Raw genomic sequence first — 16593 nt, forward strand, 5'->3', positions numbered from 1 at the left:
CCAAGCCCGCCTGAATCAAAGGAAAGAAACCATGACTTCATCCCAGGCCTTCCTGAAGGATTTCCACGACGTCGCCGCCATTGGCGCCACCCCAGCCAACGGCGTCGACCGGCAAGCAGCCACCGCTGAAGACAAGCTGACCAGGGACTGGTTTGCCGCCTACGCCGAGGCCCGCGGCTGGGAGGTGCGTGTGGACAGCATCGGCAACATGTTCGCGCTGATCGAGCTGGTTCCCGGCGCACCGTACGTGCTGGTTGGCTCGCACCTGGACAGCCAGCCGCTGGGCGGCCGGTTCGACGGCGCGTACGGCGTGATCGCCGGCCTCCACGCCGCCTCCCGGATCACCGAGCGTCTTCAGGCCGCCGGCGGAACCCCGGTCTTCAACCTGGCGGTTGTGAACTGGTTCAACGAGGAAGGCGGACGGTTCGCGCCGTCCATCATGGGCAGTTCGGTGTTTGCCGGGCTCATGGATGAAGAGGCCATGCTGGAGGTCCGTGACCTTGCCGGGGTTTCCGTCCGGGAGGCCCTGTCCGGAATCGGGTACCTCGGCACGGATGAGCGGCCGGAAGTGGCCAGCTACGCGGAAATCCACATTGAGCAGGGACGCATCCTGGAACGCGAGCAGCTGCCGCTGGGCGCCGTCGACTATTCCTGGTACACCCAGAAACTGGACATCGAGGTGCTCGGCGAACAGTCGCACACCGGCGCCACTGCCATGGCAGACCGCCACGATGCCCTGGTGGCGGCGTCCAAGGTGGTGCTGCTGGTCCACGACGTGACGAAGAAGTTCGCCGATGAGGCACTGGTGTCCTCGGTGGGGCGGATGACACTGGAGCCGAACTCGCCGATCGTCGTCGCCCGCCGGGTCCACCTGGTGGCGGACCTGCGGTCGGCATCACCGGAGATCGTCAGCGAAGCCCGCGCGTCCCTGCTCGCGGACATCGACGCCATTGCACGGGAACACGACATCACCATCAACGTGAACGACTTCGATATCCGCGGCATCCAGTGCTACCCCGCGGAAGGGCTCGAACTGGCGGAGAAGGTTGCTGCTGAGCTGGGGCTGGGGATTCGCCGGATCCAGACCATGGCGGGGCACGATTCGGTGGCGCTGAACCGCATTGCGCCCACCGTCATGCTCTTCATTCCCTCCGTGGACGGGGTCTCCCACTGTGAGCGCGAGTTCACCAAGGACGAGGACATGGTTGCCGGACTGGAAGCGCTCACCGAACTCGGCTGGAAGCTCGTGCACGGTGCCCTGACGGACCAAGCCACGGGTCCGGCAGCATGAGCACACCGGCCACCGGCGAAGACCTGTCCGCACGCCCGGCAGGGGAGGCGCCGCTGCACTATCTGGACGCCGTCACTGCACTGAAACTGTTCCGTTCCCGGGAGTTGTCTCCCGTGGAACTGCTCCAGGCAGCCATCGAGCGTACGGGCACCGTCAACGGGGCGGTCAACGCGTTCACGGAAACCATGTTCGACGACGCAATGGTCCAGGCCCGCAGCGCGGAAGCAGAGTACCTGCGGGGAAGCGCCGGACGGCGGTCCCTGTTGGGACTGCCCGTGGCGACTAAGGAGAAGCACGCCCTGGCCGGGCGCAGCTTCTCCCAGGGACTGCTTGCCCAGGCCGCTACCGTAGCCGCGGCCGACCATCCCGTGGTGGAGCGCATCCGTGCTGCCGGGGGAATAATGCACGCCCGTACCACGTCACCGGAGTTCAGCTGCGCTACGGTGACGCACAGCCCCATGTGGGGCGTCACGCGCAATCCGTGGAACCTGGACCGCTCACCCGGCGGGTCCTCCGGCGGAGCGGGAGCTGCACTGGCCGCCGGCCTGGCGCCGCTGGCAACGGCGTCGGACATCGCGGGGTCCACCCGGCTGCCCGCTGCCTTCACCGGGACGGTGGGCTACAAGGCGCCCTACGGCAGGATCCCCGGACAGGCTCCGCTCTCCGCCGACTGGTACCGCGGTGACGGGCCCATGGCACGCACCGTTGCGGACACCGCGCTGCTGGCCAACGTGATGTCCGGCCAGCACCCGGGGGACCACGCCTCCTTCGGCGGGCCGGGCACGCTGCCGCTGGGCTATCCCGACGCCGGAAACGCAGCCGGGATGCGCGTGGCACTCTGCCTGCGACTGGGGGACTATCCGCTGGACATCGCAGTCGAAGCCAACACCCGTGCCGTTGCCGCCGCACTGCAGGCAGCCGGAGCCGTGGTGGAAGAAGTGGAACTGCCGTGGACCACCGCCGGTATCCGGGACACGATCTTCACCCACTTTGGCCACATCCTGGGTCCGGCCATGGAGGAAGCCACAGCCGGGACCGAAGACTCACTGGCCTCCTACACCCGCCGGTTCATGGCAGACGCCCGGGCGGCTGCACAGCGCAGCACCCTGGTTGAAGGGCTGGCGGCGGAGGCGAAGATCCAGTCGGAGCTGGCAACGGCAATGGCCGGTTTCGACGTGTTGCTCTGCCCCACCTCGGGAACGGGATCACTGGCCGCGGATGCCGATTATCTTGACGGCATCGAGGTGGCCGGAACCCGGCTGAAGCACTACTGGGAGGGTCACCTGACGGCGCCGTTCAACATTGCGAACCGCTGCCCGGTCCTGGCGGTGCCGTCCGGCTTCGGTGCGGACGGCGTGCCTACCGGGGTGCAGGTGGTTGGGCATCCGTTCCAGGAGGAATCCGTGTTCCGGGCGGGTGCGGCCATCGAGGTCCTGCGGCCCTGGGCGGGGCGGTACCCGCAGCTGTAGCGCGGCGTCGGTCTCGGCGGCTGCGGCTACCCATGCCTCCGGTTTGGGACATGCCTGCGGTTTGGGCGCCGAACGTGGGCGTAATCCCTCCGGTTTGGGACAAGCCTGCCAGTTTGGGACTTTCCTGCCACGGCGCCGCGCAGGAAAGTCCGAAACCGGCAGGAAAGTCCCAAAGTGGAGGAACCCCGTGCCTAGCCGAGGCCCGGGCAGCAAGCCCGAGACATCCTCCGGACCAGCTGCCTTCTCCTCCGCTGACGCGGCCGGACGCCTCCTATCGCCAGTGCCTGCGGATACGCCCAGCTCTAGCCGCTCAGCCGTGCCGCACGCCTTCCCCGGCAAGCACCGCCCGGTAACCCTCCCGGAAAGTCGGATACGCGAAGCTGAACCTGGTGGACCGTAGCCGTGCGTTGGACAGGCGCCGGTTGCCGCCCCGGCTTGATTTGCCGGATTCACCGGCCGACAAAGCCGTGCCCAATTCACCGGCGAGGAAAGCCAGCACATCGCGCTGTTCCACGGGCTCGTCGTCGACCCCCAGATACAGGGGTGCCGGCTCGGCCGTAGCCGTCGTCAGGTGCACAATGGCCGCTGCGGCGTCGTCCCGGTGGATCCGGTTGGTCAGCTGCCCAGGGCCGGGATCAGGCGCGCCGGAACGGACCTGGTCAATCAGCCGGGTGCGCCCGGGACCGTAGATTCCGGCCAGACGCAGCACCACCGCATCCGGCCGGCGGGCATGCAGCAGGTCCTCGGCTTCGCGGATGATGGCGCCGGTCACCGAAGCCGGAGCCGTGGGGGAGTCTTCATCCAGCCAGCCGCCTTCGGCGTCCCCGTACACGGCGGTGGATGAGACAAAGAGGATCCTCCGCGGCTGCACGCCGTCGCGCTCCAAGGCATCCAGCACGTTCGCCGTGCCGTCCACGTAAGCGGACCGGTAGGCCGCTTCGGTGCGTTCCCCGGCAGCGGTTGAAATCACCACGATTTCGGTGTCGGCCGGAATGACGGGCAGCTGCCCGGTGAGGTCGGCGCTCTGGCCGGTCAGGGGAGCGGGGATCTTTTCGGCGGAGCGGCGCCAGCCGAGCACGGGAAAGCCGGCCGCGGCGAACCGCAGGCCGGCTTCCGTGCCCAGGTCGCCGCAGCCGGCAATCAGGACAGTCATGGCTTTACTCTGCCAGAAATCTAGTCGGGCAGTGAGGCGAGGACCTGCTGCGCGACGTCGACGCTGGACTGCGGGTTCTGGCCGGTGATCAGGTTCCCGTCGGTGACGACGAAGCTCTCCCAGGCCGGACCGGCCTCCACAACGGCACCCTTGTCAGCCAGCGCGTCAGCAACCATCCAGGGGGTGTTTTCCCCGGTGCCGCCGTTCAGTTCCTCGTCGTTGGTGAAGACGGTGAGCCGGCGACCGGAGAACGCGAAGCCGGTCTCCGGGGTTTCGGCGCTGAGCAGCGCCGCCGGGCCGTGGCAGAACGGGGCGATCAGCATGCCGGCGTCGTTCGCCGCAATGAGGATCCGGCCCATGTCCCAGTCCGTGGCCAGGTCTGCCATGGGGCCGTGTCCGCCGGGGATGACGACGGCGTCGTATTCCAGGGGTGCGACGTCGGCCAGCGCCATGGGGGAGTTCAGCTCCGGACGCAGTTCTTCGAGGTAGGACTTCAGGTGTGCGGCCTTTTCCTCGCCGCCGGCCTGGTCCGGCTGCAGGCTGATCGCGTCCACGGTCGGAGCCTTGGCGCCGGGGGTGGCGAAGGTGATGCGGTGTCCGGCTTCAGCCAGGGTGCGGTGGGCTTCAACCAGTTCTTCGGCCCAAAAACCGGTGGGGTGTTCGGAGCCGTCCTTCATGGTGAGGGAATCGGCGGCGGAGACAACCATCAGGATGTTGTTCATGGAGGGTCCTTCCTTCGGAGGTGTAAGAAGCGGGCGGGGAGACGGCTACCGTGCGGCGGCGTCGATCGCCTCGAATGTGGCGTCGTCGAGCACCAGGTCCCGGGCGCCCAAATTCTCTTCAAGGTGGGCCACGGAGCCGGTGCCCGGAATGGGCATCATCACCGGTGAACGCTTCAGAAGCCATGCCAGGGCTACCTGGGAGGTGGTGGCTCCGAGGTTTTTGGCTGCTTCATCCAGCACGCCGCCGGGCTTGGCGAGTTCCCCGGCGGAGATCGGCGCCCAGGGGATGAACCCGATTCCGTTGGCCTGGGCATATTCAAGGACGTCCTCAGAGGAACGGTCCGTAAGGTTGTAGCGGTTCTGCACGGTGGAGACGGTGAAGTGCTTCTCGGCTGCCTGCAGCTGCTCCACACTGACCTGGGACAGGCCCAGTGCCTTGACCTTGCCTTCCTTCTGCAGCTCGGCCAGCACGCGGAACTGCTCCTCGGCATCCACAGTGGGGTCGATGCGGTGCAGCTGGAACAGGTCCAGGGAATCCACCTTCAGCTTGCGCAGGCCCAGTTCCGCCTGCTGGCGCAGGTACTCGGGGCGGCCCAGCGGAATCCACTCGTCCGGTCCGGTACGCACAAATCCGGCCTTGGTGGCGATCCGGACGCCGTCCGGGTAGGGGTAGAGGGCTTCGGCGATGATCTCTTCGCTGATGTTCGGGCCGTAGGAGTCTGCGGTGTCAATAAAGTCGACGCCCAGCTCGACGGCGCGGCGCACCACCTCGACGGCGGTGCCGCGGCTTTCCGGCTCGCCCCAGACACCGGGGCCGACAATGCGCATGGCCCCGAAGCCGAGGCGCTGAACCACGCCGAGGTCCTTGAGGTCGATGGTCGCGGACAGGGTGTTTTCAGTCTGCTCAGTCATGTAGGGGTACAACCTGATACTAAGCAGGCTTATTCCACCGGGATCGTATTTGCGCCGGTGGGACGGGGTGTCTGGCTCCGGAGTCCGGCCGGCTGGGGTACTCGCTGGCCCGATTCCTGCCCTGTAGCGCATCCCTCCGGCCAGGGTTCCCACGCGGTGATACCCCTGTGACCGGTGGGGTCACACCAGTTACCGCCCGTCACAGAACATGGGAATCCCGGCACGCCGCGCTGCGTCCGCCCGGCGAGGTTATGCCTGCTGGACCGGGGAGCTGGGAATGCCGTCGCGGAATGCGGACAGGAGCTGACCTCACCGGTGTTTTTCCGGTTCCCTGCCGCGCGTATCGTCCTGCGCATGGACTGGAAAATAGAACTTGTACCCGTGCCGGTGTCCGACGTTGACGCCGCCAAACACTTCTACGTGAACCAGGTTGGCTTCGCGGACGACTTTGACCAGCGGGTGGATGACAGCCTGCGGTTCGTGCAGCTGACACCGCCCGGATCGGCCTGCTCCGTGGTGATTGGAGAAGGGACCACTGACATGGTCCCCGGCAGCCAGCGCATCCAGATAGTGGTGCCCAGCGCGGCCGAGGCCCGCCAGCACCTGCTCGACGGCGGCGTGGCAGGGGTCAGCGAAGTGACGCCGCTGGACTGGGGCACGTTTGTGTACTTCAGCGATCCGGACGGCAACCAGTGGTCCCTGCAGGAGCTGCCGGCCCTGCCGGCCCAGTAGGCAGGCAGGGGAATCCGGATACCAGGGGATCCAGGTGTATCAGCGTCCCGCCGCGCGGGTTTCCCGGACCAGGCTGTAGCTGCCGGGAACCAGCCCGGCTTCGGCGCCGCCGGCCAGCAGTACCGTCACGTCCGGATGCAGCTGCAGGACGGAGGCCGGGACCTCCGGTGTCACCGGGCCGTTCAACGCTGCGGCAATGGCTTCTGCCTTGCCGGTTCCGGAAGCCAGAAGGACCAGGGACCTCGCCTCCCGGATGGTGCCCAGCCCCTGGGTCAGCGCGTGCGTCGGCACTTCACCCAGCGAGGGAAAGAACCGGGCATTGGCTTCCCGGGTGCTGGCAGTCAGCTCGACCACCCGAGTGTGGGAGTCCAGCGGGGACCCCGGCTCGTTGAATGCGAGATGGCCGTTGCTGCCAATTCCAAGGATCTGAACGTCAACACCGCCGGCGGCGCGGATCAGGGCCTCGTACTCTGCGGCGGCGGCCTCCGGATCAGCGGCCGTGCCGTCCGGCACCAGCACCGCGTCCGGATCCAAACCCAGCGGATCGATGACTTCCCGCCGCACCACCTCGCGGTAGCTCTGCGGATGGCCCGGCGGCAGACCAAGGTATTCGTCCAGGGCGAAGCCTCGCAGACGCGGCAGCTCCCGGGCCCGCCGCGCCAGCTGCTCATAGAGCGGCAGCGGGGAAGAACCCGTGGCGATGCCCAGCACCGGATTCGAACGTGCAGCCAGGCGTTCCATGACAGCATCGGCCGCAGCCATGCCCAAGTCCTGGGAAGATGAAGCAGCCAGCACCCGCACGCTCATTCTGCGGCTCCGTTCAGGGACCCGTCCAGCGAGAGGGAACGCGCCAGCTCCGGGTCAGCCGGTGCCCAGTCCGTGAGGCCAAGCAGGCCGGCGGCGTTGGCGCCGAAGATCTTCTGCACGTCCGCTGCGGGCATGCCCATTTCCCAGCAGATCCGCAGCTGGTCCACCAGGTAACGCCGTGCGTAGCCTCGCGGGAACCAGGACGAATCAGTGCCGAAGACAATCCGCTCCGGGCCGTGGGTTTCATAGAACCGGCGGAAGAGGTCCTCGAGGGTCAGTTTCTGGGCCATAAACCGCACCCACTGGTTGGAGCCGGAGGTGTCCACCAGCACGTTGGGGCAGGCCCACATCAGGAACAGCACCTGCTGAACGTGCTGGATGCCGAAGTGGGGCACCACGAACGTCACGTCCGGATGCCGCTTGGCAACGGCTTCCAGCCACGCAGGTTCAATCATGGCGTTGTGCGCGATTCCGCCGGCGGAGCCGCAGTGGCCAAAGTGGATCAGCACGGGTACCTGGTACTCGGCGGCAACCCGCCAGAGCGGATCCGCCGCGGGGTCGTCGATGCGGGAGGACATCAGCGGCGCGAAGAGCTTCAGGCCGCGCAGCCCGTCGTCCCGCACCGCGCGCCGGAACTCCTCCGCCGCACCGGGCGCGAACGGATCGGCCATGGCTGCCAGGCCCGTGAAACGCCCGGCACCCCGCTGCACCAGCGCTGCCATCTCCTTGTTCCCGCCGGCGGTGACAAACGCGGCGTGTTCAATATGGTGCCGGTCAAGCTCCGCGGTCCAGCGGTCTGCTTCGGCTTCCCAGCCGAGATCCGCCGCGGCAGGTTCCGGGTCAGCGAAGTCCCAGCTGCGCCGCCACTGTGCTGACATGCCGGCGACCTTCGCCGCGCGGTCCGCGGCAGCAGCACTGGATTCCTCACAGGCGAACTGGCCGCCGGACAGTGAGCGGGTCAGCGGATCGAAGGGCATCCGGAAATGCAGATGGAAATCGATGATGGAAAGGCCCTGCACCACAGGGCGGTTCCCGATTCGGGAGACATGCACGGGTTCCTCCTACAGGGGCAGAGGCTGGGATTCGGGCAGTACGACGGCGCCGCGCCGCTCGGGCGCCGTGGCCACCAGCTCGGTGGCGTAGCCGACGGCGGCGGCCAGCGCCTGGGCGGGTGAATCCCGGCGGGCAAGGCAGGCCAGGAACGCGGCATTGAAGCCGTCCCCGGCGCCGGTGCTGTCCACCGGGGTCACGGGCCGGGCGGCGGAGTGCAGCCACGTTCCGTCCGGCAGGGCGAGCCCTGCGCCGTCAGCCCCGAGCTTGGCGGCGACCATGGTGGAGGTCTGCGCGGCCAGCTGCAGGGCAGCGCTGCGCGGGTCCGGGTTCCCGGTGAGCCCCGTGAGCTCGTCGCTGTTCGGCAGGAACAGATCCACGGAGCCAAGCACGCTGCGGACCTCCGCCCGGACGTCCTCGGTCCAGCCCTCAGCGGGCCAGCCGGTGTCCAGTACGGTAAGAGCGCCGTTCTTATGCGCTGCGGCGAAGAGCTCATGGGAGGCGTCCCCGCGCAGCCTCGGCAGCAGGAAGTAGCCGGCCAGCACCACGGTACCGGCCTGCAGCGCGCCGGACGGCACGTCCTGCGGCGCAAGTTCCGCCATGGCACCCAGAGAGGAAATGAAGGCACGGTCGCGGCCCGGCGCTTCAACTGCCACAGTGATGCCGCTGGGCAACCCGGCGTCCCGCACCAGGACAGCATCCAGCCCGGGCAGGGCAAGTTCTGCCTCCACCAACCGGGTGGAAGCATCATCCCCAACCTTGCTGACCAGGACGGTTTCCTGTCCCAGTCCGGCACAGCGGACTGCGAGGTTCCCCGCGGACCCGCCCAGCCGGATGTCGATCCCCGGCACGATCGCCTCGGTTCCGGGCTCCGGGAGTGCTGCTGCTCCGGACACCATGATGTCCAGATTGGTGTTCCCTATAACGGTGATGGTGGCCTGCGCACCGCTCATGCCGCGGCCGCCAGGGCCTGTGCGCGTTCCAGCAGGGCGGCACGGGCTGCGTCGATGCCGGTGCGCAGTTCCGCGGCACGGACGGCCAGGGTGCGGGCGGCTTCCGTCGCACGGTCAGCTGTGGCGGTGACCGCCTTGATGCCGGGGCTGCCTGCCTGCGGCCGGTCCAGGATCCGTCCCGGGTCAGTGCCGGCAGCCAGCACCAGGTCTGTCAGGTCAGTGTTGATGTTCCCCGCGGCCAGGGCCTCGGTCACCTGCTCCCGCGACCACGCTGTGGGATCGGCGGACTTGAACAGCCGCCCGACGACGTCGTGCGCTCCGCGCCAGGGCACGCCGGCGACTGCCAGCGCTTCTGCCACGGACGTGGTGGTGGCGCCGGAGCGGACGATCTCCGCCCTGTCCGGAAGCCGCAGTACGGTGAATTCGCCCAGCAGGCCATCCAGCATCCGCACAAACCGGATCACCCGGTCAGAGGCACGCCACAGGTGCTTCTGCACATCGGTGGTGGCGTTGTTGGAGTCCTCGTACCAGCCGGAGTTAATGTTCGCGTAGGTGGCGGACATGTCCGCGGCAGCGGCGCCGGCCATGGAGACCATGTGCTCCAGCACCACCGGGTTCTTCTTCTGCGGCATGATCGAAGAGCCCTGGGTGTAGGCGTCCGGGGTGGCTACCCAGCCGAAAGTCATCCATTCCAGCAGCACCCGGGAGAAGCGCGCCCCGGTGGCGCAGATCCGTGCCTGCGCAGCGGCCAGGCGCATAAAGTGCTCTGCCCCGGCGACGGCCTCGTAGCTGGACGTGAACGTTGAATCGAAGCCCAGCAGGTCAGCGACCGTCTGGGGGTTGATCGGCACGTCGGATCCGGTGAACGCCGCGGAGCCCAGCGGAGACACGTTCATCTCCGCATAGATGTCCAGCAGCTCCCGTCCCTGGCTCAGCAGGGCTTCGGCCAAGCCGCCCAAAACATGGCCGATGGTGGTGGGCTGGGCAGGGCGGCGGTGGGTGAAGCCGATGATCAGGGCGTCGGCATGCCGGCGGGCCAGTTCAGCGGCGTCGGCGGCGGCTTGGAACACCAGGTCCGCCTGGTCGAGGATCTGGCGCCGGAGCACCATCCGGAAGGCACCGGCGTCGAGGTCGTTGCGGCTGCGGGCCAGCTGGACGTCCAGTTCCGAGGTGGAGATGCCGCAGGCAGCGGCGAGCTGCTGTTCCATGAAGTAGTACGGGTCTTCCACGGAACCGTCGAATTGGTATTCCTGCCGCCCGTCGGTGATCCGCTCCCACAGTTCCAGCAGGCCCTTCTCCAGCCTGGCGGAACGTTCCCGCGGCAGGATGCCTTCGTCGTCGAGCATCCAGACGTGGGCCAGGGAGGCTTCCACCATGGGCGGGTAGATGTTGGCTGCGGCCTCCTCGAAGGCATCACGCAGATGGTTGTCCCAGTAAACGGACAGGTCGGGGCGGTCGGTCAGGAGCGGACGTGAGGGGGTAGTCATGCTTATTTCACCGGCTTCAGGTCGGGGGCGGCGGAAGTGGGGATCGGCAGCGGGGTGGCCGTGGGAGGCATGGGGCCAACCAGCGGAGTCTCCACGGTGGGACGGCGGCGGCGCCGAAGCATCTTGGCGATGCCGCCGCTGCCCGGGTTCTCCAGCCGCTGGGAGATGATCAGGACGATCAGGATCAGGCCCATCTGCAGGGTGCCGTACGCTGCGGCGGTGCCGAACTCGTTGGAGTAGATCCGGTTGTAGATCTCCACGGACAGCGGCGCGAAACGTGCCGGGTAGATCACTACGGAGGCCACGTACTCACCGAAGCCCTGGATAAAGGCCATCAGGGCGCCGGCGAGGATGCCGCGGTACATCAGCGGAACCGTCACGGTGCGCAGCACGCGCCAGTGCCCGGCACCGAGGTTGCGGGCAGCTTCCTCAACGGAGGGATCGATCTGGGCCAGCGCGGCGTTGGCCGAGCGGAAGACCAGCGGCAGGAACCGCACAAAGTAGGCGACCGGAAGGATCCACAGCGAACCGATCAGGACCTGGCCCAGGTTGAAGGGCGAAGGGCTGGCGAACGCGGTCACCAGGTTGACGCCGACGACGGTGCCGGGCAGCGCCCACGGGATCATCACCATCACGTCCAGCAGTCCCTTGCCCGGGCCCTTCCACCGGGTGACTACCCAGGAGGCAATGACACCGACCACGGTGCAGGCGATCATGGCGATGAACGCCATCTGGCTGCTCACCAGGATCGGACGCAGGGTCGCCGGGTCGGTGAAGATCCGGGAGAAGTTCCCCAGCGTGTACTGGCTGGGCAGGATCTGCACGGTCCAGGAACCGTCCACAGTGAAGGCCAGCAGCACAATCACCGCCGCCGGTGCCATCAGGATCAGCACCAGGACGGCGGAGCCCAGGCCGGCGCCGAGGCGGGGGAGAGTTCCGTGGATGACCTTCACGGCCTGCGGGGTGCCCTTGGAAGCACTGCGGTGCACCCGCCGGTTCTGGTACCAGCGCATTGCCAGCAGGAAGAGGATGGAGACGATGGACAGCACGGTGGACTGGGCAGCCGCGAGTTCGTAGGCGCCGGAGGTCCGGGAAGCGACGATCTGCATGGTCAGGGTCTGCACGTTGTAGAACTGCGGTGCGGTGAAGGAAGCCATGGAGACCATAAAGGTCAGCAGGGCGCCGGAGACCAGGGCCGGAGTCAGCATGGGCAGCAGCACCGTGCGCCACATGGTGAAGCGGCTGGCACCCAGGTTCAGGGCAGCTTCTTCCATGGAGGCGTCGGAACCGGCCAGGCCGGAGGAGACCGCCAGATAGAAGTACGGGTACATGGTCATGGTGTGGACCAGGAGCACACCCAGGACGCCGTTGGCGGAGACTGCTCCCGGGTCGGCGCCGAAGTACTGCGCCAGGAAGCGCGGCAGGATCCCGCTCTCGGCGTAGAGGAAGTAGAAGGAGACAGCGCCGATCAGCGGCGGCAGCGCCATGGGCAGCATCGCGAACAGGCGCAGCACGTTGCGGCCGGGGAAGTCGAAGCGGGTCAGCAGCACGGCCAGTGCCGTGCCGATGATGCCGGTGGTGATCACGGAGATCACGGAGATGCCTACGGACAGGCCCAGGGCCCGGCCGGAGTTTCCGCCGAAGAAGCCGCTGTAGTTGCCTACTCCGCCGTCGACGCTGGTGCGCGCCGTGGCGAACATCGGAATGACGATGTAAATCAGCAGGACCAGGACCAGCGGAATGGCCAGCCAGTAGATGAACCGGTCCGAGGATGTGGTTCCGCTGCGGTTCCGCAGTCTTGCGGCGAGGCCGGTCACGGGGCTACCAGCCAGACCCGGTCCGGATGCGGGAACAGGGTGACCCTGTCCCCGGGCTGCGCCCGGTCCTCGGAATCGGGGACGGAGACCACCAGCTCCTTGCCGTTCCAGTCGACTTCGTAGACGTTCACGGCACCGGTGAATTCAGCTGTCTTGACCGTGCCGCGGAGGGTGCCCGGACGGCTCTCGCCGCCGGCGTCCGTGTGCATGGCGAATGATTCCGGGCGCAGGCTTACTGCTGCGGTGTCGCCTGCGGCAGCGTTGCCGGAGACTGTGCCGGCCACCCGCGGGGCGCGCAGCACCGAACCGTCGGCCAGCTTAAGGTGTACGGAGTCGGTGCCTGTCTCCAGCACCGTGCACTCCAGCACGTTGGAGCGGCCGATGAACCGGGCCACGAAGGACGTGGCCGGCCGGTGGTAGACCTCCCGCGGCGGGGCAACCTGGTGCAGCCGCCCGGATTCAAGGATGGCGACGCGGTCGCTCATGGCCATGGCCTCGGCCTGGTCGTGGGTGACGTAGATGCTGGTGATGCCGGCAGCTTTCTGGGTGCCGCGGATTTCCGCGCGGGTTTCCTCACGCAGCTTCGCATCCAGGTTGGAGAGCGGCTCATCCAGGAGCAGGACCGAGGGCTGGATGACCAGGGCCCGGGCCAGTGCAACACGCTGCTGCTGTCCGCCGGAGAGCATGTCGATGCGGCGGTCTGCGTAGCCTTCGAGGCCAACCTGCTGCAGTGCGCGGTCCACCCGCTTGTTCTTTTCAGCGCGTGCGGTGCGGCGGACGCTGAGGCCGTAGCCCACGTTGGCCCGGACGGTCATGTGGGGGAACAGGGCGTAGTTCTGGAAGACCATTCCGGTGTCGCGGCGGTTGGGCGCGGTATTCGTGACGTCACGGTCGTTGAAGAGGATCCGCCCGCGGGAGGGCTGGATGAAGCCCGCAACCATGCGCAGGGTGGTCGATTTGCCGCACCCGGACGGACCCAGAAGGGTGAAGAACTCTCCGTCTTCGATGGTGAGGTTGAGGTCTGCCACTGAAGGCGCGGCACCAGGGTACCGTTTTTCAATCGATTCGAGGAGGACTCGTGTCATGGCTGCTCTCCGCAGGTAGGGGGTTGGAAGGTTCAGGAGGTGGGGGGGCGCCCCCCCCCCGCCCCCCCCCCCCCTGTCCGGGCTTGTTAGCCCTTGCCCTTGATGTTCTCGGCCCAGTAACCGATCCACTCGGATTCGTTCTGGCCAATGCGGTCCCAGTCAACGTCCATTTCCACCAGGTCCAGCTCGGCCAGCCAGGCCGGGGTCTCGGTCATCTCGATCGAGGGGATCTGGTAGTAGGTCTCGGAGAGGTCCTTCTGGGTCTCTTCGCTGAAGAGGAACTCGAGGAACGCATCAGCGGCTTCGCTGGAGGGTCCGTTCTTGATCTTGGCCACGCCGTCCACCAGCATCGGGGCACCGGACTCCGGGATCACCGGGGTGTAGGGGGCGTTCTGGTTTTCGATCTGCAGCATGACGTCCTGCAGGTTCCAGGCGCTGGCTGCGGCTTCCTGGCGCGTCACGCGCAGGTACAGGTCGGTCGGGTTGGCCGCGTAGACCTTGGTGTTGGCGTCGAGCTTGCGCAGCCAGTCGTAGCCGGCCTCCGGTGAGCCGGCGGCGTCGTACTGACGGTCGATCATGGCTGCGTAAATGCTGCGCATGGTGCCGGAAGCCTCAACGTCGCGGATAGCCACCTTGTCAGCCATTTCCGGAGCAATCAGGTCGTCCCAGTCCTTCGGGGCCTCTTCTTCGCTGAGCATGTCGTGGTTGTAGAAAATCACCTCGGCGAGCTGCATCTCACCGACCCAGAGTCCGCTGGGGTCGCGCAGGGCCTCCGGAACGGCATCGATCACGGCTTCGGGGGCGGGAGCAAGGACGTCGTCGCCGGCTGCCTGCTTCATCTGCTGGCCGGTGCCGCCCCACCAGATGTCACCCTGCGGGTTGGCCTTCTCGGCGCGGATGCGCTCCAGCGCTTCCTGGGCGCCGAGGGTGAGGATCTCCACCTTGCCGGCGTAGTCCGGGTTGGCTGCCTCGAAGTCGGCCACGACTGCTTCGGCGAGGCCCTTGTCACGGGCGGTGTAGATGGTGAGGGTTCCGCCGTCGGACCCTTCGGCGCCGGAGGACGAATCGTCCAGGCCGCAGGACGAGAGTGCGAGCATCAGCGCCAGGCCGCCGGCAACAGCGCCGAGCGGTTTGCGGAAAGTGCGTTTCATGTACTTCTCCTTGGGGTGTGGGTGGTGCGGGGTGATCTTGGAGCCGGCAGTTCAGCCGCCGGGGGTAATGAGGGCAGAGGGGTCTTCCAGGACGCGGGCAACGGCTCCGTGCAGGATGCCGGCAGGGCCCAGGGACGCGAAGGTGACATCCGGTGCCGACGGCGCGGCGGCGCGGATCCGGTTGGTCAGTGCGGTGCGGGCCGGGTCATCCAGGCCGACGGCGTCTCCGGAGAACACCACGAGCGCCGGATTCAGGACACAGGCGCAGACGACGGCGGCCCAGGCCCAGGCATCCAGTACGTCGTCGCGCAGGGTCCGGGTGCGCTCGTCAGTGCACATGCGGGCAATCACGCCTCCGCCGGCGTCGAGCCCCGCCGATTTGGCGGCTGCAGCGATGGCCGGGGTGCTCCAGGCTGCCTCGAAGGGGCCCCGGTTGCCGTGGGGGAGCGGGCGGGGCGCCACGGGCAGGAAGCCAACTTCGCCGGCGGAGCGGGTGGCGCCGTGAAGGAGCCTGCCGCCGCTCAGGATGGTGGCACCGACGCCTTCGGCCACGTGGATCAGCACGAGGTCATCAGCGCCGGCGGCTGCGCCGGCGCTGCGCTCGCCGAGGGCCACCAGGTTTACGTCGTTTTCAAGGGTGACCTGGAGTCCGGTGCGGCGCTGCAGCTCCCCGGCAAGTTCCGAACCGTTTGCCGCGGCGAAGTCCGGCGCCAAACTGACGGTACCGTCAGTTCCCACGACGCCTGGCAGTGCCAGGACCAGCCGGGCCGGGCGGCGGGGCGCTGCGGCGGTGAGTTCTGAAACGGCCTGCGCCGTGGAGGCCACCGGATCTTCGGCGTCGAACACCGATTCCCGGGTTTCGAGCACGTGGGCATCCAGGTCAATGAGGCTGGCACGGACACTTCCGCGGCAGATTTCGGCAACCACCAGGACTACCGCCGAGCGGTCGATTTCCATGAGGGTTCGGCGCCGTCCGCCGGTGGATTCGCGCTGGCCGACCTCATGGAGATAACCCAGTTCCTGCAGTTCATGCACGATTCCGGTCACGGTGGAGGGGCTGTAGCCCGTGGCTGCGGCCAGGTCGGTGCGGGAGATGGGGCCCTGGGACAGGAGCGCTCCCACGACGGATTCCACCCGGATCCGCCGGAGTTCCCGGCGGCCAGTTGGTGCATGTGAGGTGGATGACATTCTTACTTTATACGGTGAAGAAAGTAAGATTGCAAGGCCTTTTTCAGGACCGGATCGGCAGAACAGTCAGGCGAACGGTACCGGACGGATGTAAACCGGTGCTTCCTCCACCGCAGTCCCGACGGGCAGCTGCAGGGTCCGGAACAGGTCTGCAGGGGCAATGACCGGGTGGACTGCAGGAGCCTGCGCTGACCCCGAAACGGTGCAGACGGCGGCCGCATCTCCACCGAACACAGCCAGCCCGTCGCTGAGGTATACCCCGATGACGGCCCTTCCGGACGGTCCGCGGACCACCGCCAGTGAGCCGGGCCGGGCGGAGGAATCATCCGGCAGGACGGCTGCGTACTCCGGGTGGCCGGTGAACCAGCTGAGAATGTCCTCCGGGCCGCAGCCGGTGAAGGTGTAGCCGGCGCTCCGCAGGGCGCGGGTCACCAGCGCGGTGCTGTCTTCGGCTGACCCGCAGGCCAGGCCGGCACGGACCGAAGAGTAGACGGCTACCTCAGCTGTTCCCGGGTGCGCTGCTGTGTAGGCATCGGCAGCCGCAAGGGCGGCGGCCACCCTGTCCCTCCCGGCTGGATTCCACGCTGTCCGCGAGGCCAGGGCCACCTGCTCGGCGTTTGCCACTGGAGCGGTGCCCCCGGCAGCCGCGCTCCCGGGTGCGGCGGAGGTGCCGCTGCCGGGCGCGTCTTCGGCCGGATTCTGTGTTGCGCTTAGGCCGGTATCCGGCTCCGGAACCGCCTCTGGATCCGGAGTGGGGGATACGGGGTCCGCAACGG

The 16593-nt window shown here is 67.6% G+C and carries 14 protein-coding genes and 1 pseudogene; 3 read left to right on the forward strand and 12 right to left on the reverse strand.

Annotated features, from left to right (window positions below):
* The first annotated feature begins 31 nt into the window (after positions 1–31).
* Both TVC13_RS12060 and TVC13_RS12065 read left to right on the forward strand, forming a co-directional pair.
* Positions 32–1291: a M20 family metallo-hydrolase gene (locus TVC13_RS12060; RefSeq protein WP_422401435.1), complete on the forward strand. Its 1260-nt coding sequence runs from the start codon at positions 32–34 to the stop codon at positions 1289–1291.
* On the forward strand, positions 1288–2760 hold the full coding sequence (locus tag TVC13_RS12065; protein ID WP_422401436.1) for an amidase: 1473 nt from the start codon (positions 1288–1290) through the stop codon (positions 2758–2760). The genes TVC13_RS12060 and TVC13_RS12065 overlap by 4 nt, the downstream gene beginning before the upstream one ends.
* Before the next feature lie 310 nt (positions 2761–3070).
* Here the strand turns inward: TVC13_RS12065 and TVC13_RS12070 are convergent, their stop codons facing one another.
* Genes TVC13_RS12070 through TVC13_RS12080 form a run of 3 tightly spaced genes read right to left on the reverse strand, consistent with a single transcriptional unit; the run spans position 3071 to position 5547 of the window.
* Complete coding sequence (locus TVC13_RS12070) at positions 3071–3913, reverse strand: SDR family oxidoreductase (protein WP_422401437.1); 843 nt, start codon at positions 3911–3913, stop codon at positions 3071–3073.
* Between the two features lie 20 nt (positions 3914–3933).
* Positions 3934–4635 carry a type 1 glutamine amidotransferase domain-containing protein gene (locus TVC13_RS12075; protein WP_422401438.1) on the reverse strand — a complete coding sequence of 234 codons (702 nt, stop codon included), beginning with the start codon at positions 4633–4635 and terminating at the stop codon, positions 3934–3936.
* A gap of 45 nt (positions 4636–4680) precedes the next feature.
* Positions 4681–5547 (reverse strand): aldo/keto reductase, encoded by an 867-nt coding sequence (locus TVC13_RS12080; protein WP_422401439.1) that lies wholly within the window; start codon positions 5545–5547, stop codon positions 4681–4683.
* 354 nt (positions 5548–5901) lie between these two features.
* Here TVC13_RS12080 and TVC13_RS12085 point away from each other — a divergent pair, with 354 nt between their 5' ends.
* The gene (locus TVC13_RS12085) at positions 5902–6279 is read left to right on the forward strand and encodes a VOC family protein (RefSeq protein WP_422401440.1); all 378 of its coding nucleotides are present in this window, start codon (positions 5902–5904) and stop codon (positions 6277–6279) included.
* A 39-nt stretch (positions 6280–6318) separates the two neighbouring features.
* Here the strand turns inward: TVC13_RS12085 and TVC13_RS12090 are convergent, their stop codons facing one another.
* The 9 genes and pseudogenes from TVC13_RS12090 to TVC13_RS12130 all read right to left on the reverse strand — a co-directional run.
* Positions 6319–7086: a glucosamine-6-phosphate deaminase gene (locus tag TVC13_RS12090; RefSeq protein ID WP_422401441.1), complete on the reverse strand. Its 768-nt coding sequence runs from the start codon at positions 7084–7086 to the stop codon at positions 6319–6321.
* Positions 7083–8138: an amidohydrolase family protein gene (locus tag TVC13_RS12095; protein ID WP_422401442.1), complete on the reverse strand. Its 1056-nt coding sequence runs from the start codon at positions 8136–8138 to the stop codon at positions 7083–7085. The genes TVC13_RS12090 and TVC13_RS12095 overlap by 4 nt, the downstream gene beginning before the upstream one ends.
* A 9-nt stretch (positions 8139–8147) precedes the next feature.
* Entirely contained in the window at positions 8148–9089 is a 942-nt protein-coding gene (locus TVC13_RS12100; RefSeq protein ID WP_422401443.1) for a carbohydrate kinase family protein, read from the reverse strand.
* Entirely contained in the window at positions 9086–10576 is a 1491-nt protein-coding gene (locus tag TVC13_RS12105) for a lyase family protein (RefSeq protein ID WP_422401444.1), read from the reverse strand. Before TVC13_RS12105 ends, TVC13_RS12100 begins: the two co-directional genes overlap by 4 nt.
* Positions 10577–10578: 2 nt before the next feature.
* Complete coding sequence (locus TVC13_RS12110; RefSeq protein ID WP_422401445.1) at positions 10579–12393, reverse strand: ABC transporter permease; 1815 nt, start codon at positions 12391–12393, stop codon at positions 10579–10581.
* Positions 12390–13478 carry an ABC transporter ATP-binding protein gene (locus tag TVC13_RS12115; protein ID WP_422401446.1) on the reverse strand — a complete coding sequence of 363 codons (1089 nt, stop codon included), beginning with the start codon at positions 13476–13478 and terminating at the stop codon, positions 12390–12392. The genes TVC13_RS12110 and TVC13_RS12115 overlap by 4 nt, the downstream gene beginning before the upstream one ends.
* Before the next feature lie 86 nt (positions 13479–13564).
* A complete protein-coding gene (locus TVC13_RS12120; RefSeq protein ID WP_422401447.1) occupies positions 13565–14629 on the reverse strand; it encodes an extracellular solute-binding protein in 1065 nt (354 codons plus the stop codon).
* A gap of 51 nt (positions 14630–14680) precedes the next feature.
* Positions 14681–15817, reverse strand: coding sequence for an ROK family transcriptional regulator (locus TVC13_RS12125; RefSeq protein ID WP_422401448.1), 1137 nt, complete (start codon positions 15815–15817; stop codon positions 14681–14683).
* A 66-nt stretch (positions 15818–15883) separates the two neighbouring features.
* Positions 15884–16593 (reverse strand): annotated as a pseudogene (locus TVC13_RS12130) (hypothetical protein); the annotation flags it as partial.

Origin of the sequence: Arthrobacter sp. 3Tela_A, assembly GCF_049311025.1 — a bacterium.
GTDB lineage: Bacteria > Actinomycetota > Actinomycetes > Actinomycetales > Micrococcaceae > Arthrobacter_B.